Raw genomic sequence first — 18439 nt, forward strand, 5'->3', positions numbered from 1 at the left:
GCGGCGGAGTTAGTTTTTATACGTGTATAAAAACACTTCCCCCCCTCGTCCCGGCACCGCGCTGGTCGCGGTCGCCATCGCACAGTTCGTGATCGCCCTCGATATGGCGGTCGTGAATGTGGCGCTTCCCTCGATCGGCGACGCACTCGGCTTCGCACCGCTCGACCTGGCCTGGGTGGTGCACATCTACGCCCTGACCTTCGGCGGTTTCCTGCTGCTCGGCGGCAAGGCGTGTGATCTCTACGGGCGGCGCAGGCTGTTCGCGGGCGGACTTCTCGTCTTCGCGATCGCCTCGCTCGCCGGCGGATTCGCCCAGGAGCCATGGCAACTGGTGGCCGCGCGCGCCGTGCAGGGCGTCGGGGCCGCGGCCATCGCCCCGGCCACACTCGCCACGCTCACCACGACGTTTCCCGAAGGGCCCGCCCGCGTCCGAGCGCTCGGCGTCTGGGGCGGGGTCAACGCCGCGGGTGGCGCGCTCGGCGTGCTCGTGGGCGGACTGCTTACCGAGTACGCGAATTGGCGCTGGGTGATGCTGGTCAACATCCCGATCGTCGCGATCGCGCTGCTCGCCTTGGCCAGAGGCGTACCCGCCGACGCACCGACGGGTACGCGGGCGCGGCTCGACATCGCAGGCGCGGCGCTGGCGACGGGCGGTATCGGACTACTCGTCACCGGCGTGATCCGCACCGATCACTACGGCTGGGCTTCTCCCGAGACAGGCGTGACCCTCGCCGTAGCGGCAGCGTTCCTCGCGGGTTTCCTCGTGGTCGAGACACGCTCGGCGAACCCGCTGTTGCGGCTGAGCCTTTTCACCAACCGCTGGGTGAGCGGTGCGAACCTGTTCGTCTTCTGCGCCGCCGCGGGACAGTTCTCCGCCTTCTACCTGGTGTCGCTGTACATGCAGCAGGTGCTGCACATGAGCGCGGGAGCCACCGGGGCCGCCTTCATCCCGTTCTCGCTGTGCGTCATCGCGGGCACCCTCGCCGCCACCCGAACGGGCGCTCACTTGTCCCCCCAGCCATTGCTGGTCGGGGGCGGTCTCCTCGCCGCCGTCGGCATCGGCTGGTTCGCGCTGATCAGCCCCGACGGCGACTTCGTCACCGACGTTCTCGGCCCGTCGATCGTCGGCGGCTTCGGGCTCGGGCTCTGCCTCGCCCCCGTCGCGGCGGCAGCCGTCAGCGGCGTGGCGCCCGGTGAAGCCGGCATGGCCTCCGGCGCCTTCAACAGCGCCCGCCAACTCGGCGGCAGCGTCGGCGTCGCCGTCCTGGCCACCCTCGCGGCGGGCCGCACCGGCGCGAGCGCCGATCCGGTCGCGCTCAACAACGGCTACGCCTTCGCGTTGGCGATCGCCGCTGCGCTGTTCGCCGCTGCCGCGGTAATCGCGGCCACCGTCCTACCCACCCGGCTCGACCACACCGAAAACCCGGTCCGCGAGGACATTCCCGCGACCCCGTGAAAGGAACCCCGATGACACCCATCGATCTGTTCGCCCGCGCCCTGCACTTCCAGCCGGAAGGCACGGTGCGATCGGGCGAGCGACGGATGGCCGCCGCGTCCGACGGCTGGCAACTGGCCACCTTCCATGTCGACACCGACGCCGACGTCCATGCCGACCACTGGGAGATGCACCCATCCAGCGAGGAAGCGGTGTGCTGCCTCGCCGGTTCGCTGCGGCTCTACCTGCGACCGGAGAGTCAGGGCGAGGCGGAAACCGCGGCGCGACTCACGGCGGGAGCCGCGTTCATCGTGCCGCGCAACCGCTGGCACAGAATCGAACTCGACGAACCGTCCGACATCATGTCGATCGGGCTGCGCGGCGGTACCCGGCAGGAGCCCGTCGCAGGCTGAGTGGTGACCACTGCCGAAATAGGTCGAGGGCGCCGGTTTCCCGGCGCCCTCGACCTTTTCGTAGTACCGAGAGTGAACTAGCGGACGGTGTGCACGATCAGCACGTCCGAACGGGACTTGCGGGCCACGTCCGAGGGGACGGAGCCGAGCAGGCGGCCGGTGAGGGTGTTGAGGCCTCGGTTGCCGACGACGAGCAGGTCGGCGTCCACCTCGTTGACGAGGTCCAGCAGCGAATCGACCGGCTCGCCGACGATCGCGCGGTCGACGATGTTCTTCGCACCGGCGGCCAGGGCCTTCTCCCGGGCGACGTGCAGGATCTCGTTGGTCGGGGCCGAGCCACGGACCTGGTAGGCCTCGTCCTTGAGCACATCGGCGGCGGCGGCGACGTCGCGGTCGTCGGTCGGGAAGTAGGCGCAGGCCAGCACGAGAGTTGCCTCAGCGTCCCCGGCGAGCGCCGCGGCCTTCTCCACCGCCACGTACGACGAATCCGAGCCATCAGTACCGACGACAATGGTCCGGTAGGCGGTCATCTCTCCTCCAACTTGGTCGGTGCCAGCACCGAACCACTCGGGAATCGAGCGTCAGCGCGGCAATTGGCTCGACCCTAACGCCAAATCAGGCCGATTTATCAGAAATCGCAACAGATCACACCGGGAGTGTTGACGCTCCTGCCCGATGTCACGGTGGCCTTCGCAACAGTCGAGAAGATTCACCTGCGGCAACAAGACCGCAGTTCGAAGAAATTGTGGCCTATCACAACACGATCAACGGCGTAGTGCGGCTGGGATTTTGATCACATCAACCGGAGAAACTGGGGAACCCACAGGCCGCGCTTCCGGTGCCGGTATTCGCAGCCACGGTCACCGTGGCGGGGGTGATCCACCAGCTGTTGAGATAGCTGTCGACTTTCGCCGTCAGCTGGTGCGAGCCGGCGGCGGTGGGACGCCAGGAGGTCTTGGTCTCGCCGAACGCCGGGATCGCGACCGTATCGATCACGACACCGTTGTCGTAGAAGGTCACCGGTGCGCCGGCGTGGCCCGAGCTGTAGCCGACGACGTTGACCGCGACCACCGTGTAGGAACAGCCAACCTTGGGCTCGGCGCTCGAGACGCTGACCCGCTGGCCATCCGAGATGTCCGCGTGCGCGCCCGGCGCGAGCAGAGCCGTGGCGGCCAGCGCGGTCGCGAGGGCGGCCCCGAGGCGGGCGGTCCGGTCGAAAGATGTTGTCACTGTTGATGTCCTGACTTCTCCACGCAGCAACGGCCGCTGCGAATGCGGTGACACTATCGACGAACACCGCTGTTCCAAGGTGGAACGTCAATATTTCAGACCCCCTACTTCTGGGGTCTGGACGCACCCGATCAGCGCGCCGTGGGCACAGCGCTCACCGCCTGTGCGCTGCGCGCGTATTCCATCGGCGGCATCCCGATCTCGGCGGTGAATTCACGGCTGAAATGCGCCTGGTCGAAATAGCCGAGCTGGGCGGCCAGTACCGCGAGATCAGGGCGACCGTGCGCGAGCAGGTCGGCGGCGTCCTGCAACCTGAACCGGCACAGCACCCATTTCGGGCCCGCCCCGACATAGCGGCGGAACAGGCGCTGCAGGGTGCGAATCGGAACGGCGAAACGATCGGTGACCTGGTCGACCCTGGTCAGCTCCGGATCGTGCGCCATGGCGGTGACGATGCGGGTCACCAGCGCGTAGTGCGGATCGTCGGCGCGACCACGGCCCGCGAAGAACTCCTCGACGATGTCGCGCCTGCGCTCGTCGGACTGTTCGGACAGCACTCGGTCGGCCAGCCCCGCGGCCTCGGGCAACACCGTGCTCAGCGGGGCCGAATCATCGCGCAGCGCCCCGACATCCATACCGGTGAAAGCACCGAAACCGCCGGGGGCGAACCGGATGCCGAAGGTCTCGCCTTCCCCGGCGAGCTCGCGCACGTACTTCGTCGTACACACCCCGGTGACGAAGCCGCCGGTGCGGGTGGTGCTGCGTTCGAAGGTGACGTTCACACAGGGGAACGACAACACCTGCGCCGAATAGCTGGGCTGACCGCGCAGATCCCACCGCACCACCCAGTACCGGTCCGCGAAGTCGGCCAGCGCGGGCCCGACCCCCAGTCGGTTCAGCGACCGGTGTCTGGCCTGCTCGTCCGGGTGCAGGATTCCTTTCACATCACCGGGATCCGGCGCCGCTGTCATCACCGTCCGATCTGTCGCGTTCTTACAAGACGCGCCGTCGGCCGCGGAGCAGGATCGTAGTCATGACCAATCCCGTTGCGCCCATTCCGGAGGGCTACCACTCCATCACCTGTTTCCTGGCCGTGCCGGACGGAAACGCGGCCATCGACTTCTACACCGAGGTCTTCGAGGCGAAGGTGCTCAGCCGCGCCGATCTGCCCGACGGCCAGCCCGCACACGCCGAGCTGCTCATCGGGGATTCCACCCTGCAGCTCGGAATGCCCATCCCCGACAACAATGTTCGCGCCCCCGAAGACTGGGTGCACACCTCGGTGGTGCACTACTGCCCCGACGTGGACGCGGTGATCGCCCGCGCGCTCTCGCACGGTGCCCGCAGCGCCGAGGAGCCGCAGACCTTCGTCACCGGCGATCGCTTCGGCGTGGTGATCGACCCCTTCGGGCACCGCTGGGCGGTGATCACCCGCGTCGAGGACGTCTCGAAGGAAGAGGCCGACCGACGTGTCGCCGCGTGGATGGCCGAGCAGGCGTAGCGGCCCGCCGGGCCGGGTCCTCCGGGGCCTCGCCTCCGAGCAGCACGTGCGCGATCGGTCGCGCAGCTCGGGGTCGGGGTCGCCCGGAGGCCGTGGCGTCGGCATGGTCAGGAAATCCCCGCGGCGTCCATCCCGCGCAACTCCTTCTTCAGGTCGGCGATCTCGTCACGCAACCGGCCCGCCAGTTCGAACTGCAATTCGCGGGCCGCGTTCATCATCTGCGCGGTGAGTTCGGTGACCAGGGCGGCCAATTCGGCACGTGGCATCGACTTCACATCGCGTTCGGCGTAGATACCCGAACTGGCCCGGCCCGGTTCGCCCTGAGCGCGCCTGCCGCGGCTGGCGTTGCGGCCCGATCCGCCGACGGCCACCTCGTCCTCGGCCTCGGTGTACACCTGATCCAGGATGTCGGCGATCTTCTTGCGCAGCGGCTGCGGGTCGAGGCCGTTTTCGGTGTTGTAGGCGATCTGCTTGGCACGGCGACGGTCGGTCTCCTCGATGGCGTGCTGCATCGAGTCGGTGATCTTGTCCGCGTACATGTGCACTTCGCCGGACACGTTGCGCGCCGCGCGGCCGATGGTCTGGATGAGGCTGGTACTCGACCGCAGGAAGCCTTCCTTGTCGGCGTCGAGGATCGCGACCAGCGACACCTCGGGCAGGTCGAGGCCCTCGCGCAGCAGGTTGATGCCGACGAGTACGTCGTATTCGCCGAGGCGCAATTGCCGGAGCAGTTCGACGCGACGCAGCGTATCGATCTCGGAGTGCAGGTAGCGGACCTTCACGCCGAGGCCGAGCAGATAATCGGTGAGGTCTTCCGACATCTTCTTGGTGAGGGTGGTGACCAGCACTCGCTCGTTGCGCTCCGCGCGCTCACGGATCTCGTGCACCAGGTCGTCGATCTGCCCCTTGGTCGGCTTGACCACGACTTTCGGGTCGACCAGGCCGGTCGGGCGAATGACCTGCTCGACCACCTCGCCGCCGACCTGACCCAGCTCGTAATTGCCGGGAGTCGCCGACAGGTACACCGCCTGACCGATTCGCCCGGCGAACTCCTCCCAGGTCAGCGGCCGGTTGTCGACCGCCGACGGCAACCGGAAACCGAAATCGACGAGGTTGCGCTTGCGCGACATGTCACCTTCGAACATGCCGCCGATCTGCGGCACCGTGACGTGCGATTCGTCGATCACCAGCAGGAAGTCGTCGGGGAAGTAGTCGAGCAGCGTCGCAGGCGCCGAACCCGCCGGGCGCCCGTCGATGTGGCGCGAGTAGTTCTCGATGCCCGAGCAGAAGCCGACCTGACGGATCATCTCCAGGTCGTATTCGGTGCGCATGCGCAACCGCTGCGCCTCGAGCAACTTGCCCTGACGCTCCAATTCCTCGAGCCGCGCGGCCAATTCGGCCTCGATGTCGCCGACCGCGCGCTCCATCCGTTCCGGACCGGCCACATAGTGGGTGGCCGGGAAGATGCGCGCCGAATCGACCTGACGCACCACGTCACCGGTGAGCGGGTGCAGGTAATAGAGCGCCTCGATCTCGTCACCGAAGAACTCGATGCGGATCGCCAGCTCCTCATAGGACGGGATGATCTCGACAGTGTCGCCACGCACCCGGAAGGAACCACGGGTGAACGACATGTCGTTGCGGGTGTACTGCACGTCGACGAGCAGCCGCAGCAACGCGTCGCGGTCGATTTCGCCGCCGACCTCGAGCTGCACCGACCGGTCCAGATACGACTGCGGGGTGCCGAGACCGTAGATGCACGACACCGAGGCGACCACGACGACATCGCGACGGGAGAGCAGGCTCGAGGTCGCCGAGTGCCGCAGCCGCTCGACGTCGTCGTTGATCGAGCTGTCCTTCTCGATGTAGGTATCGGTCTGGGCGATGTACGCCTCGGGTTGGTAGTAGTCGTAGTACGAGACGAAGTACTCGACCGCGTTGTTGGGCAGCATCTCGCGCAGCTCGTTGGCCAGCTGCGCGGCCAGCGTCTTGTTCGGCGCCATCACCAGGGTGGGGCGCTGCAATTTCTCGATCAGCCAGGCGGTGGTCGCCGATTTACCGGTACCGGTGGCGCCGAGCAGGACGACGTCCTTCTCCCCCGCGTTCACCCGGCGCTCAAGCTCGGCGATGGCCGCGGGCTGGTCGCCGGCGGGCGAGTACTCGCTGACCACCTCGAATCGGGCGCCCGAGCGCTCGATCGTGCCGACGGGGCGGTGTTCGGAATGGGCGATCGGGTGACCCCGCTCTTCGTACCCTTCCGTCGGGATCTCGGTTGCGAATGCCATGGATCCAGCTTAGGCGCGCCCACTGACACGTTCGCGCCCCAGCGAGCCGCCGCCCGTCCGCCACGCCCCGCGCCGCGCCGATGACCACCGGTCGGGTCGTGGTCGTTCTGGTGAACTTCTGCTCATCGATACCGTCACGGCCCTGCGCGAATGTGACAACAGCCACCGGCGCGCAAACCGTCGGCGACCCTCATTTCGCCTGGTCGAGGGAACCGCAAGCGAACCCGGCGAATGCCCGGCACCTCGCACGATGTCCGAAAAGTCCCTTGCGCCAAAGGCATTCGATGATCCAGGCGCCGAATCGACCACGCCACATCTGCGCATGCGGGCGTACCCTGAGTTGATCATCGGACGTGGTGAAGGACAAGGCCATGAGCGTTCTACTTCCCCTGCTCGTCGCGGCTCCCGCGGTAACCGGATTCGCCGGCTATTTCGCCAGAGAGATACGTGGACCGCACACACCGACCACCGTTTCGACGACCGTCTCACCGGCTGCCAGACCCCGGGTCGAATACTTCGACCTCGCCGAGCTGAGCAGCACCGACGCCAAGGGCTACATCCGCCCGGTCGACCGGTACGAAGTGCAGCCGTGGGGCATCTATCTGGCCCGCATCCTCGACCGGCCGCACGGCCGCTACGAGGAGTCGTGGATGCTGCCCGGCCAGGCCGTTCGCGCCACCATCAGCCACGACCGGCCCGGCCATCACCGCAGCCACGACTACGTGCTCGACATCGTCGAGTGCGTCCAGGTCGGGCCCAAACGGTGGCGGGCCACCGACTACTTCCTCGACATCGCGGTACGGCGCGGCCGGTCCTCGACGTTGTCCGGGTCGAGCGAGCTGCTCGCCGCGCACGCCGCGGGCCATGTCGACACCGAGCACGCCGACCGGGCGTTCGAGCGTGCCGCGCGCGTGCTCGACGGGCTGGCGGCCAACGACCACGATGTCGAACAGTGGTTGCGGTCCCGGGAGATCACGCTGACCTGGATGTGACCGGCGACCGGGCGCGGGTCGGCACGCGCCGGTAGATTCTGCGCTCATGACCCAGGCATCCACCGTGCATGTGCATCCGCCCAAGGTCGAGTACTTCGACGTCGCGGCCAGAACCAACACCGACCCCAAAGGCTTCGTCCGGCCGGTGGAGATCTATCGGGTGGAGCCGTGGGGCCTGTACATGGGTCGCCACTCCGATCACGCGCACTTCCACTACCTGGAATCGTGGGTGCTGCCGGAGCTGTCGCTGCGAGCGTCGAAGCTACACTACAACCCCGGCGTCGAGCAGTGGCAGGACATCTATGTCGATGTCGGCGCGTTCACCAGGGAGTCGCCGACGCTGTGGCGCTCGGTCGACCATTACCTCGACGTACTGGTCCGCACCCGGCGTGACGTCCGGCTCGTCGACGTCGACGAGCTACTGGCCGCGCACACCGACGGCCTGCTGGACGCCGCGCAGTGCCAGGCCGCGATCGAACACGCGACCGCCGCGATCGACGGGATCGCCGCGCACGGTTATTCGCTCGAGGAGTGGCTGAGCACCTTCGGCATGACCTTGACCTGGCGCCGAAACGACGAACCGCCCGGACCTCGGTAGAGGGTCCGGGCGGTGCGGGGAGTCGGTGTCAGCCTGCCGACAGGCTCGGGAACAGATCCGCGAGACCACCGCCGCACGACGCGCTACCGGTGCTGCCCGCCGCACCGACAGTGACGGTGATCGAGTCGCTGATCAGCAGCTGACGTGCTTCGAGCTTGTGCTGGCCCGCCGTGGTCGGCTTCCAGGTGATGCTCACGGTGCCCGACAGCAGCGACGGCGACACCGGGCTGCCCGGGATGTCCACGCCGTTGTCGGTGAACTTCACCGAGGTCAGCCGGTCGACCTCGACACTCGCGGTCAACTTGTAGCTGCAACCGACCTTGTGGTCGGTTCCGGCCACGCCGAGATTACCGACCCAGGCCGAGGCCTGTGGAGCGGCCAGCACGAGGCTGGCGGCGACGGCGCCGAGTGCGGTGATGCCGAAGCCCGCACGGCCGAACTGACGGTGATGTGTTGTCATACGCGCTACAACTTCCCTGTGAATCGAGTCACCCTGTAGTGACTTCGCACAATTTACACAGCGTGAGACAGCGTGCGGACAGTTTCCGAAACATTGATGTTTAACAGATTGCCACCCGGTTCACGCGCGGGCGGCGGCCCACTCGGTGACCACCGGATAGACCGCGTCGAACCACGGTTCCTTCACCACGTAGTAGGCATCACCGGCCGCGTCGTCGGTCAGGTCCGCCGCCGCGAGTTCGGCTCCGCGCTTGACCGCCAGGTACTCCGACCGCGCGCTCTCGTTCGCGCGCAACCAGTCGCGCAGATCGAGCGCGAACCGCTGACCGAGCGAACCCCGCACGCGCAGATGGATATTGGCCGGCCTTCCCGGATCGGCATTGCCGTGCAGACGTTTTCCCCACAGCGTGAGGTCGGTACCCTCGGGATCGCCGTGGCTGGGTTTCGGATTGTCGTGCGTCACCTGGGGAGCGAGCGGGAACCCGGCCGCCGTCAAGGCATCCGTCAGCGATTCGGCCGTGGCCATATCGGCCACGGTCACCTGGACGTCGATGATGTCCTTGGCGGGCAATCCGTGGACCGCGGTGGATCCGACGTGATCGATGCGCACCGCCGACGCACCGCAGGCCAGGTGCAGCCGGGCGATGATCCTGCGCGCCTGCACATCCCATTCCGGGTCGGTGACGAGAACGTAGTCGGCGCGCGCCCGGACGCCCTCGCGCTGATTGCGCTCGAACGGCACCAACCGTCGCGCCCACAGCTCACGGACCTGTGCCTCGACCACCTCCGGCGCACCGTTGTTGTCGAGCCACACATCGGCGACCGCGCGGCGCTGATCGTCGGTGGCCTGGGCGGCGATCCTGACTCGCGCGTCGGCTTCGGCCACACCGCGGTGTTCGACCAGCCTGCGCAGCCTGGTCTGCTCCTCGGCCCCGACCACCACGACGAGCTGCATCAGCGGCGCGAGCCCGTTCTCGACCAGAAGCGGAATATCCTGCACCACAACGGCATCGGTGGCCGCCTCGCCGATCAGTTCCGCGGTGCGGGCGCCGACCAGCGGATGGGTGATGGCGTTGAGCTTGCCCCGCGACACGTCGTCGGCGAAGGCGACCGCGGCCAGCGCGGGCCGGTCCAGGCTGCCGTCAGGGCTCAGGATGCCCTCACCGAACTCCTCGACCAGCGCGGCCAGGCCCGGCGTACCGGGGGCGACGACCTCGCGGGCGATCGCGTCGGAGTCGATGAGCACCGCCCCGAGCTCGACCAGCGTCCGCGCCACTGTGGATTTACCCGCTCCCATGCCTCCGGTGAGGCCGATCCGCAACATGGGCCCAGTCTCGCATCCCGGCCGCCGGGCCGGGGCACCTCCTCCGACACGCCCATGCCCGGAGCGGCGGGAGATCCCAAGCCGGGCGCGTCGCGTGGATTAATCTTCCGCGCAGGCGAGAAGGCCGCACGACTACCGGAGGATGATCATGAGTACCAGGAACCACCGGGCGGCTCGCCACCGCCTCGGTATGCCGGGCGGTGTGCACTGCATCGAATTCCCCGCTGTCGCAGCGACTCTCGCCGAGTACCGGCGCTCCTGGTTCACTACCCTGCTCTCCCCGGCCAGACACAGCTTCGCCGCGATGCGCAAACGCCCGAGCATGGCCACCGGATACTGGTCGCCCGCCGCCGCGAGCTGACGGCGGGCCCGGCGCGATGCCGAGCCCACCCCTGACTCAGACGCCGACGAGACCGCTGGGCGCGCGCCGAGTCCCCGGCTGCTGCGGCGGCATCGCGTTCGGCGGCACCGGGTACGGCACACCCTGTCCGAGCGTGCCCGCCGCGATATTCGGACCGCACTGCGCGATCGCCGCGTCGGCCTTGGGACGTGGGTCGGGCAGCACCGGTTTCGCGGCATTCGGCGCCGCCGCGAAGTCGAACGCCGACGTCATGTCGCCGGTCACGCTGCGTCGCCACGCGGTCAGATTCGGCACGTCGACGCCGAATCTGGTTTCCAGCAAACGCAATTGGGACGTGTGATCGAAGGTTTGCGAAGCGACCAGCCCACCGCGGCTGTACGGCGAGATCACCGTGCACGGCACCCGGTAACCCAGTCCGATCGGACCGGTGATTCCACCCGCCGCGGGCACCCGGTCCAGTGGCACCGTCAGGAATTCGCCCGCGGTGCCGGGCGGCGGGGTCGGCGGCGTGACATGGTCGAAGAAGCCGCCGTTCTCGTCGTAGCTGATGATCAGCGCGGTCTTCTCCCACACCGCCGGATTCGACGTGAGGATATCGAGGAGCTGCACTATGCCGAGCGCACCGAAAGCCGCCGGCAGCGCGGGGTGTTCGCAGTGCAGCAGTGACGGCACCACCCAGGACACCGCGGGCAGCGTGTTGTTGGCGACGTCGGCCTGGAAGTCGTTCGGGTAGGTCGGTGCGATACCGCGGCTCGCCAGTTCGGAATTCGGGTCGGCGGCCTGGGTGAAGCAGCCCATCATGCCGTCCAGGATCATCGACGAGGCCGGGCCGACATCGCGATTGCTGTAGATCTTCCACGGCACCCCGCCCTCGGACAGGTTCTCCGGGTAGGTCCGCCAGCTGTAGACGTTCTTCGGCAGCAGGGTCGGCGTCTCCACCAGTGGACCGCCCGCCAGGCCGTCGGGGTCGATGCTCGCGCTCATCCAGTACAGCCGGTTGGGATCGGTGGGGCCGAGCACCGAGCAGTGGTAGTTGTCGCACAGTGTGAAAGCCTGCGCGAGCTCGGTGTGGATCGGAATGTCTTCCGGCAGGTAGTAACCCATCGCCGCGGGCGCGTTCGCCGGCCCGACCGAGGCCACCGACATCGGCATCCAGCCGTCGTTGCGCCCGTCGTTGAATGCCTTGTGCATGCCCGGCCAGGTGTGGTCGGGGTCGTTGATGCACTCCCCGTCCAGGGTGGCGCCGCGGGTGGTGTCGAGCCGGAACGGTTCGACGAAACCGTCTGCGGTGGGCCCGATTCCGGGCGACCACCCGTACTGGCGCCAGGACGCCGACGCCTCACCGAACCCGCGCACCCCCGCCAGGGTGCCGAAATAGTGGTCGAAGGACCGGTTTTCCTGCATGAGCAAGACGAAGTGCTCGATATCGCCGAGCCCGCCCATGCCCGCCGGATCGGCGGCAAAAGCTCGGTCGATAATCGGATTCGCCCAGGTGGCAAGCGTTCCCACCGCACCGGCGGCCATCGCTTTCGCGAGGAACTGTCGCCGGTTGAGACCGGCGAAGGGACCAGAACTCATCGGAATGGAGCACCTTTCCCAGAGGGGGATGGAGCAATCGCGCACACGCTACCCCACCTGGGAAAAGACCTACTCGCGCAATCCGAGTGAACGGACCAGATCGAGCATCTCGGCCCGGTAGAGCTTGTCCGGATGTTGCGCCCGAGGCCCGAGATGTCCGTAGATCTCCAGCGCCAGCAGCCCGTGCATGCGCCCCCACATCCGCAGCGCGAGAGCCAGTCCCGCGGGCGGCAGGTCGGGGAATTCGCCGCGCACGTGGTCGACGAGCGCGGGATCGAAATCCGGCCATGCCGGTGCGCCGATGGTCTGCGAGGTCGCGGCATACGGCCAGGCCGCGGCTGCCAGACCGACCAATCCGCTGCACGCACGCAGTTCCGCCTCGTGCGCGGGACCGCTCGACGGCGGTTGATAGCCGAGAACTGGATCGCCGTAGATCAACTTGAACCCAGCGGGATTGGCGACCGCCCATTCCCGGACAGTCTCACCCCAGGCCATGATCCGACCGGCTGGATCGGTTTCGGGCACGGCATCGCGCGCGGCCTCTGCCCGGTCGACGAGCGAGGTGTAGACATCGGCGATCAGCGTGGTGATCAGGTCGTCCCGAGCGGGAAAGTACCCGTACAGCGCCCCCGCGGTCATCCCCATCTCTCTGGCGATGGCCCGCAAGGAGATCGCGTCGGGACCGCCTTCGGCCAATAGCCGCAACGCGATCGCCTTGATCTCCACTGTCGCTTCTTCGCGCAATCGCTCGCGCCGATTCCTCACCTCGACCACGGTTGACACCCTACAGCGTTCGTCTACTATCAGCCGTGTCAATACTGAACGGCGTGTAGTAATCGAACAGCGCTGAGGATTGAGGGCATTGTGGAAATCGGAGTATTCGGCGCCACCGGCGTCATCGGCTCCCGAGTGGTCGCCGAAGCACAGGATCGAGGGCACCGGGTCACAGCGTTCACCCGTGATTCCGCTCGTTTTCCCGCCGAGCGGGGCGACACGACGTGGCGAGCAGCCGATTGGCTCGACACCGACAGCATCGCCGCTGCGATCGCAGGGCTCGACGTGGTGATCAGCGCCGTCAACGCGGGGCACGGCATCGCCGACACCATCGCCAAAGCAGACAATTTCGTCGTCGGCGCGCGGGCGATGGTCGGTGCGCTGCAACAACATCCGGATATCCGGTTGATCGTCGTCGGCGGTGGCGGGAGCTTGGAGGTCGCCCCCGGCCTGCAATTGGTGGATACCCCGGACTTCACCAGGGTGCTCACCGAGGAACTGCGGGTACCGGCCGAGTACCGCGAGCCCGTGCTCGCCGGCCGCGATGCGCTCAACATCTATCGCCAGTCCAATCGGCACTGGACCTATCTGAGCCCGTCCTCGGGGCGTATCGAACCGGGCCCGCGCACCGGTCGCTACCGACTCGGCGGCGACCAACTTCTCGACTCCGACACCGATATCTCGGCCGAGGACCTCGCTGTCGCGCTCCTCGACGAGGTCGACAATCCGCGCCACCTGCAGCGTCGTTTCACCGTGGGCCGCTGAACAGGATCTGCCCGGGAAAGGCCGAAGGCCCCGGTCCATATGGACCGGGGCCTTCGGTAATGCGGGTGTTGATTCAGGCGTTGCCGCTGAATCAGGCGTTGCCGGAGAGCTTCTCCCGCAGAGCCGCGAGCTGGGCATCGCTGGCCAGCGAGCCGCCCGTGGACTCGGCCGGACCGGAGGTGGACGCAGCCGCGCTGCCACCGGTCTCGGAGGAGTAGTTGCCCGCGACGGGACCACCAGCGGCGGCCTCGGCGGCAGCGTCGGCTGCCATCTTCTCCATCTGAGCAGTGTGCATCTTGTGGCGACGCTCGGCCTCGGCGTAGCGGCCTTCCCACTCTTCACGCTGCTTGTCGAACCCGTCGAGCCATTCGTTGGTCTCGGGATCGAAGCCCTCGGGGAAGATGTAGTTGCCCGCATCGTCGTAGCTGTCGGCCATGCCGTACTTCGACGGGTCGAACTCGGCGTTGTAGTCCTCGTTCGCCTGCTTCAGCGACAGCGAGATACGACGACGCTCGAGGTCGATGTCGATGACCTTGACCATGGCGTCGTCGCCGACGGCCACAACCTGGTCCGGGACCTCGACGTGGCGCTCGGCCAGCTCGGAGATGTGAACCAGGCCCTCGATGCCCTCTTCGACGCGCACGAAGGCACCGAAGGGAACCAGCTTGGTGACCTTGCCGGGCACGATCTGGCCGATGGCGTGGGTCCGGGCGAACTGACGCCACGGGTCTTCCTGAGTCGCCTTGAGCGACAGGGAGACGCGCTCGCGGTCCAGGTCGACGTCGAGAACCTCGACGGTGACCTCGTTGCCGACCTCGACAACCTCGGACGGGTGGTCGATGTGCTTCCAGGACAGCTCGGAGACGTGCACCAGGCCGTCGACGCCACCCAGGTCCACGAAGGCACCGAAGTTGACGATGGAGGACACGACGCCCTTGCGGACCTGGCCCTTCTGGAGCTGGTGCAGGAACTCGCTGCGGACCTCGGACTGGGTCTGCTCGAGCCAGGCGCGACGCGACAGAACCACGTTGTTGCGGTTCTTGTCGAGCTCGATGATCTTGGCCTCGATCTCCTTGCCGACGTACGGCTGGAGGTCGCGGACACGACGCATCTCGACGAGCGAGGCGGGCAGGAAGCCACGGAGACCGATGTCGAGGATCAGGCCGCCCTTGACGACCTCGATGACGGTGCCCTTGACGGCCTCGTCCTTCTCCTTGAGCTCCTCGATCGTGCCCCACGCGCGCTCGTACTGCGCCCGCTTCTTCGACAGGATCAGGCGGCCTTCCTTGTCCTCCTTCGTGAGGACCAGGGCCTCGACCGCGTCGCCCACGGAAACGACCTCGTTCGGGTCGACGTCGTGCTTGATGGAGAGCTCGCGGGAGGGGATGACACCTTCGGTCTTGTAACCGATGTCGAGCAGGACCTCGTCACGATCGACCTTGACGATGGTGCCTTCGACGATGTCGCCATCGTTGAAGTACTTGATCGTTGCGTCGATGGCGGCCAGGAAATCCTCGGCGGAGCCAATGTCGTTAATGGCTACCTGCGGCGAGGTGACGGTGGTGGGCATATGTGGGTTTGCTCCGGACGGATTGTGGTCGGTTGCGGACATTGGATCTTTCGGTACGCTGCGAGATCACCGCGACGACGCGACGAAGGGATACCGGTAAAGTATCGCACGGACCGTCGCACTTGCCGCTGATCAAATTCAGCGTCCCTCTACAGCGTGCATCAGCCTACGCGACCGTCGCCGAGCCGGGCAAACCACCCCCCGCACCACGCCGATACCCTGTTCGGCGTGTCCGACGACGAACGCCACGCGCAGGCCAACGCGCTGCTGGGTACCTCAGCGACCACCCGAACCAAGATCGATTCGCGCGACAGTGAGCGGGCGAATCGCCGCTGGTGGGACGCCGACGCCGAGCAGTACCACCAGACCCACGCCGACTTCCTCGGCGTCGACTCCCCGGGCGGTGAGTTCGTGTGGTGCCCGGAGGGCCTGCACGAGGGCGACATGGGTTTCCTGGGGGACGTGACCGGCAAGACGATCTTGGAGATCGGCTGCGGGTCGGCGCCGTGCTCACGGTGGCTGGCCGGACACGGCGCGTTCCCGGTCGGGCTCGATGTGTCGAAAGGGATGCTGGAGCGTGGCGTGGCCGCGATGGATCAGGGCGGACCGCGCGTACCCCTGGTTCAGGCGGGCGCCGAGGCGCTGCCCTTCGCCGACGCGTCGTTCGACCTGGCCTGCTCGGCGTTCGGCGGGGTGCCGTTCGTCGCCGATTCGGCACTGGTGATGCGCGAGGTGGCTCGGGTGTTGCGCCCGGGCGGGCGCTGGGTGTTCTCGGTGAACCATCCGATGCGCTGGATCTTCCCCGACGATCCGGGCGAGGCGGGTCTGACGGCCACGATCCCGTATTTCGACCGCACTCCTTATGTAGAGGTGGACGGCGACGGCGTGCCGACCTATGTCGAGCACCACCGCACGATCGGTGACCGGGTCCGCGAGATCGTCGGCGCCGGCCTGCACCTGGTCGACATCGTCGAACCCGATTGGCCGGAGTGGCTCGACCGCGAATGGGGTCAGTGGTCGCCGCTGCGCGGGCAGATCTTCCCCGGGACCGCCATCTTCATCGCCGAGAAGCCCTAGAACTCCGGCAGCGCGGCGAACGACGGGTCCACGCGCACATTCGGCACGGTGTCGGCGACCCAGCGGCGCGCCCTGGTCAGCGCGTGATCCGGGAATTCGACATCGAAGCGGACGTCATCGGACAGCAGATAGGGCAACTGTCCGCGCAGGCCGGGCGCGTACGGGTGGGGCGGGCACATCTCCTCGCGCCGAACCTGCCTGCCGATCAAGGTCTCGCGCACACCGGGCACACCGGTCTCGGGGCAGATCACCTGGAACACCGCCGAGCACCGGTCCTTGGGCACCACGATCGACGCCGCGAAAACCAGCTCACCGCGCGGACCCGGCAGCCGGGTCTTCTCCACCCGCAGCAGGGCGGGCAACTGGTCGACCCACACCACGAAGGCCTCGATCAGGCAACCGGTCCTGGCGTGGTGCTCGGCCAGCCGCCTGCGCAGCCGTTTCAGGTCGTGCAGGCGGGCGGGCAGGTCGGGCGTGCCGTTGACATAGTTCAACGCGACGACGTCACGAGTGGCCGGATTCCCCCAGGTCGTGTCGTCCAACTGTTGCATTCCAGGAATGTCGAACGAGATGGGCACCGGATCAATTTACCGGCGGATTCGAGTTCGGTTGTCCCCGTGGGGCGCCCGGCGCGTCGATCAGGCCGAAATCCGCTCGTCGACCAAGTCGACGAGCCAGGCTTCGTGACTGATCACCATCGCGCGGCTGCGCGGGGTGGCGAGCACGGTCGCCAACGCGGCGCGGAACGTCTCGGCGGCCGCCCGATCGTCGAAATCCAGGTCGATGAGGACTCGGTGTGGTGTGCCGTCGACGCGGCCGACGCGGTAGGTACGAACGCCGTTGTCGGTGCGGAATCGCTCGTACTGGTCGAACGCGGCCTTCCAGTCGTCGTAGTCGCGAACGGTGTTGTCGATGTGCAGGGTGATGGTCATGGTGACCTCCGTGGTCGTGCCGAATGGACAGCTCCATGGTCGGCCGGTCCGAGGCGCCGGAACATCCCTGATCCTGGGGGTTTTCCGCCGTAGACTGGGTCCGTGCCGAGCACCTTGGCAGACCGGATCGGCCGTTTGTGCCGCGCCGGGCACTCCGCCAAACGACTGCGTGAACTCGTCCTGGTCGAGATCCGCGCGAGGATCCCGTTCACCGGCCATGTCTTCGCGCTCACCGATCCGGTCACCGCGGTCGCGACGGCGCCGCTCGCCGATGTCCCCCGCCTCGATCTCGCGCTCTTGCCCGACTTGATCCGCGCCCGGTATCTCACTCCGCTCAATCGCTGGGACACCGTGCGCGGCACCGGCGCCCACTCGTTGCTGGGCGCCACCGACGGCGACCCGGAACGCTCTCTGCTCTGGCGCACCGCCCAGCGCGCTCTCGGCGTCACCGACTCGGCCACCGTCACCTTCGCCGACCGCTACGGCTGCTGGGGCTTCCTCGAACTGCTCCGCTGCACCGAGTCCCCTTTCACTACAACAGAACTCGGCGAGCTGAGCACGCTGACGACGCCGGTCACCGCCGGCCTGCGCCGTACCGTCGGCGCCACCTTCGTCGAATCCGACGCCGGGCTCGCGCCGCTCGGCCCCGCGGTCGTACTCCTCGACGACACCCTGCGCGTGCGCTCTCAAACGGCAGCCGCCGCGGATTCCCTGCTGCGCCTGCTCCCCCCGGACGAACCGATTCCCCCCGTCCCCGCCTCGGTTTACAACGCGGCCGCCGCCCTGCTCGCCACCGAGGCCGCCGTCCCGCTCGGCCCCGCCACCTCCCGCGTCCACCTGGGCGGCAACCGCTGGCTCACCGTCAAAGCCGACCGCATCGGCCCCGACATCGCCGTGGCCCTGGAACCGAGCACCGCCACCGCACGCCTCGACCTGTTCGCCCGAGCCCACGCCCTCTCCACCCGGGAATCCCAGGTCCTGACCCTCCTGGCGACCGGCCTGGACTCCCACGAACTGGCAGCGGAACTATTCCTCTCCGAACACACCGTCAACGACCACGTCAAAGCCATCCTCGCCAAATCCGACACCCGAACCCGCCAACGCCTCCTCACCCGCGTTCTCGGGGTCGGCTGAGTCGACGTGAT

The 18439-nt window shown here is 67.5% G+C and carries 20 protein-coding genes; 9 read left to right on the forward strand and 11 right to left on the reverse strand.

Features of this window, described 5'->3' with window-relative positions:
• Positions 1–22: 22 nt before the first annotated feature.
• Together ACFVJ5_RS32780 and ACFVJ5_RS32785 are read left to right on the forward strand one after the other, a co-directional pair.
• Entirely contained in the window at positions 23–1456 is a 1434-nt protein-coding gene (locus tag ACFVJ5_RS32780) for an MFS transporter (RefSeq protein ID WP_379226190.1), read from the forward strand.
• Positions 1457–1467: 11 nt separating this feature from the next.
• Entirely contained in the window at positions 1468–1848 is a 381-nt protein-coding gene (locus ACFVJ5_RS32785; RefSeq protein ID WP_379226192.1) for a cupin, read from the forward strand.
• A 77-nt stretch (positions 1849–1925) separates the two neighbouring features.
• Here ACFVJ5_RS32785 and ACFVJ5_RS32790 read toward each other — a convergent pair whose 3' ends face one another.
• From ACFVJ5_RS32790 to ACFVJ5_RS32800, 3 genes are all read right to left on the reverse strand, one after another.
• Positions 1926–2378, reverse strand: coding sequence for a universal stress protein (locus tag ACFVJ5_RS32790; protein WP_378661184.1), 453 nt, complete (start codon positions 2376–2378; stop codon positions 1926–1928).
• 268 nt (positions 2379–2646) lie between these two features.
• Positions 2647–3078 carry a hypothetical protein gene (locus ACFVJ5_RS32795; protein ID WP_379226194.1) on the reverse strand — a complete coding sequence of 144 codons (432 nt, stop codon included), beginning with the start codon at positions 3076–3078 and terminating at the stop codon, positions 2647–2649.
• A 131-nt stretch (positions 3079–3209) separates the two neighbouring features.
• On the reverse strand, positions 3210–4049 hold the full coding sequence (locus ACFVJ5_RS32800) for a DUF6597 domain-containing transcriptional factor (protein WP_379226402.1): 840 nt from the start codon (positions 4047–4049) through the stop codon (positions 3210–3212).
• A gap of 62 nt (positions 4050–4111) precedes the next feature.
• Here ACFVJ5_RS32800 and ACFVJ5_RS32805 point away from each other — a divergent pair, with 62 nt between their 5' ends.
• Positions 4112–4579, forward strand: a complete 468-nt coding sequence (locus ACFVJ5_RS32805; RefSeq protein WP_379226196.1) for a VOC family protein — start codon at positions 4112–4114, stop codon at positions 4577–4579.
• A gap of 107 nt (positions 4580–4686) precedes the next feature.
• Here ACFVJ5_RS32805 and uvrB read toward each other — a convergent pair whose 3' ends face one another.
• Positions 4687–6864: an excinuclease ABC subunit UvrB gene (gene uvrB / locus ACFVJ5_RS32810; protein ID WP_379226198.1), complete on the reverse strand. Its 2178-nt coding sequence runs from the start codon at positions 6862–6864 to the stop codon at positions 4687–4689.
• A 371-nt stretch (positions 6865–7235) separates the two neighbouring features.
• Between uvrB and ACFVJ5_RS32815 the strand changes: the two genes are divergently transcribed.
• Together ACFVJ5_RS32815 and ACFVJ5_RS32820 are read left to right on the forward strand one after the other, a co-directional pair.
• On the forward strand, positions 7236–7856 hold the full coding sequence (locus tag ACFVJ5_RS32815; protein WP_379226200.1) for a DUF402 domain-containing protein: 621 nt from the start codon (positions 7236–7238) through the stop codon (positions 7854–7856).
• Between the two features lie 46 nt (positions 7857–7902).
• On the forward strand, positions 7903–8454 hold the full coding sequence (locus tag ACFVJ5_RS32820; RefSeq protein ID WP_379226202.1) for a DUF402 domain-containing protein: 552 nt from the start codon (positions 7903–7905) through the stop codon (positions 8452–8454).
• A gap of 28 nt (positions 8455–8482) precedes the next feature.
• Here the strand turns inward: ACFVJ5_RS32820 and ACFVJ5_RS32825 are convergent, their stop codons facing one another.
• Together ACFVJ5_RS32825 and coaE are read right to left on the reverse strand one after the other, a co-directional pair.
• Complete coding sequence (locus ACFVJ5_RS32825) at positions 8483–8914, reverse strand: hypothetical protein (protein WP_378661173.1); 432 nt, start codon at positions 8912–8914, stop codon at positions 8483–8485.
• Between the two features lie 120 nt (positions 8915–9034).
• Positions 9035–10237 (reverse strand): dephospho-CoA kinase, encoded by a 1203-nt coding sequence (gene coaE / locus ACFVJ5_RS32830; protein ID WP_379226204.1) that lies wholly within the window; start codon positions 10235–10237, stop codon positions 9035–9037.
• Positions 10238–10385: 148 nt separating this feature from the next.
• On the opposite strand from coaE, the gene ACFVJ5_RS32835 reads away from it, so the two are divergent.
• The gene (locus ACFVJ5_RS32835; RefSeq protein ID WP_378637096.1) at positions 10386–10598 is read left to right on the forward strand and encodes a hypothetical protein; all 213 of its coding nucleotides are present in this window, start codon (positions 10386–10388) and stop codon (positions 10596–10598) included.
• Positions 10599–10634: 36 nt separating this feature from the next.
• Here ACFVJ5_RS32835 and ACFVJ5_RS32840 read toward each other — a convergent pair whose 3' ends face one another.
• Complete coding sequence (locus tag ACFVJ5_RS32840; RefSeq protein ID WP_379226207.1) at positions 10635–12176, reverse strand: phospholipase C; 1542 nt, start codon at positions 12174–12176, stop codon at positions 10635–10637.
• A gap of 69 nt (positions 12177–12245) precedes the next feature.
• Entirely contained in the window at positions 12246–12950 is a 705-nt protein-coding gene (locus tag ACFVJ5_RS32845; protein WP_379226209.1) for a TetR/AcrR family transcriptional regulator, read from the reverse strand.
• A 90-nt stretch (positions 12951–13040) separates the two neighbouring features.
• Here ACFVJ5_RS32845 and ACFVJ5_RS32850 point away from each other — a divergent pair, with 90 nt between their 5' ends.
• On the forward strand, positions 13041–13715 hold the full coding sequence (locus ACFVJ5_RS32850) for an NAD(P)-dependent oxidoreductase (protein ID WP_378637103.1): 675 nt from the start codon (positions 13041–13043) through the stop codon (positions 13713–13715).
• Positions 13716–13806: 91 nt separating this feature from the next.
• On the opposite strand, the gene rpsA is transcribed toward ACFVJ5_RS32850, so the two are convergent.
• On the reverse strand, positions 13807–15285 hold the full coding sequence (rpsA, locus tag ACFVJ5_RS32855; protein WP_056824523.1) for a 30S ribosomal protein S1: 1479 nt from the start codon (positions 15283–15285) through the stop codon (positions 13807–13809).
• A 228-nt stretch (positions 15286–15513) separates the two neighbouring features.
• Here rpsA and ACFVJ5_RS32860 point away from each other — a divergent pair, with 228 nt between their 5' ends.
• Entirely contained in the window at positions 15514–16362 is an 849-nt protein-coding gene (locus tag ACFVJ5_RS32860) for a class I SAM-dependent methyltransferase (RefSeq protein WP_378637106.1), read from the forward strand.
• Here ACFVJ5_RS32860 and ACFVJ5_RS32865 read toward each other — a convergent pair.
• Entirely contained in the window at positions 16359–16913 is a 555-nt protein-coding gene (locus ACFVJ5_RS32865; protein ID WP_379226212.1) for a hypothetical protein, read from the reverse strand. The genes ACFVJ5_RS32860 and ACFVJ5_RS32865 overlap by 4 nt on opposite strands.
• An 87-nt stretch (positions 16914–17000) precedes the next feature.
• Positions 17001–17294 carry a hypothetical protein gene (locus tag ACFVJ5_RS32870; protein WP_379226214.1) on the reverse strand — a complete coding sequence of 98 codons (294 nt, stop codon included), beginning with the start codon at positions 17292–17294 and terminating at the stop codon, positions 17001–17003.
• Positions 17295–17396: 102 nt separating this feature from the next.
• On the opposite strand from ACFVJ5_RS32870, the gene ACFVJ5_RS32875 reads away from it, so the two are divergent.
• On the forward strand, positions 17397–18428 hold the full coding sequence (locus ACFVJ5_RS32875) for a LuxR C-terminal-related transcriptional regulator (protein ID WP_379226216.1): 1032 nt from the start codon (positions 17397–17399) through the stop codon (positions 18426–18428).
• Positions 18429–18439 lie beyond the last annotated feature (11 nt).

The sequence above is a fragment of the Nocardia sp. NPDC127606 genome, from assembly GCF_042671725.1.
GTDB lineage: Bacteria > Actinomycetota > Actinomycetes > Mycobacteriales > Mycobacteriaceae > Nocardia.

Bases quoted from the DNA above. Each gene is read 5' to 3' on its own strand.
- uvrB (WP_379226198.1), bottom strand. From the start codon at position 6,864: ATGGCATTCGCAACCGAGATCCCGACGGAAGGGTACGAAGAGCGGGGT.
- ACFVJ5_RS32825 (WP_378661173.1), bottom strand. From the start codon at position 8,914: ATGACAACACATCACCGTCAGTTCGGCCGTGCGGGCTTCGGCATCACC.
- ACFVJ5_RS32785 (WP_379226192.1), top strand. From the start codon at position 1,468: ATGACACCCATCGATCTGTTCGCCCGCGCCCTGCACTTCCAGCCGGAA.
- coaE (WP_379226204.1), bottom strand. From the start codon at position 10,237: ATGTTGCGGATCGGCCTCACCGGAGGCATGGGAGCGGGTAAATCCACA.
- rpsA (WP_056824523.1), bottom strand. From the start codon at position 15,285: ATGCCCACCACCGTCACCTCGCCGCAGGTAGCCATTAACGACATTGGC.
- ACFVJ5_RS32840 (WP_379226207.1), bottom strand. From the start codon at position 12,176: ATGAGTTCTGGTCCCTTCGCCGGTCTCAACCGGCGACAGTTCCTCGCG.
- ACFVJ5_RS32805 (WP_379226196.1), top strand. From the start codon at position 4,112: ATGACCAATCCCGTTGCGCCCATTCCGGAGGGCTACCACTCCATCACC.
- ACFVJ5_RS32865 (WP_379226212.1), bottom strand. From the start codon at position 16,913: ATGCAACAGTTGGACGACACGACCTGGGGGAATCCGGCCACTCGTGAC.
- ACFVJ5_RS32870 (WP_379226214.1), bottom strand. From the start codon at position 17,294: ATGACCATCACCCTGCACATCGACAACACCGTTCGCGACTACGACGAC.
- ACFVJ5_RS32790 (WP_378661184.1), bottom strand. From the start codon at position 2,378: ATGACCGCCTACCGGACCATTGTCGTCGGTACTGATGGCTCGGATTCG.
- ACFVJ5_RS32820 (WP_379226202.1), top strand. From the start codon at position 7,903: ATGACCCAGGCATCCACCGTGCATGTGCATCCGCCCAAGGTCGAGTAC.
- ACFVJ5_RS32835 (WP_378637096.1), top strand. From the start codon at position 10,386: ATGAGTACCAGGAACCACCGGGCGGCTCGCCACCGCCTCGGTATGCCG.
- ACFVJ5_RS32800 (WP_379226402.1), bottom strand. From the start codon at position 4,049: ATGACAGCGGCGCCGGATCCCGGTGATGTGAAAGGAATCCTGCACCCG.
- ACFVJ5_RS32815 (WP_379226200.1), top strand. From the start codon at position 7,236: ATGAGCGTTCTACTTCCCCTGCTCGTCGCGGCTCCCGCGGTAACCGGA.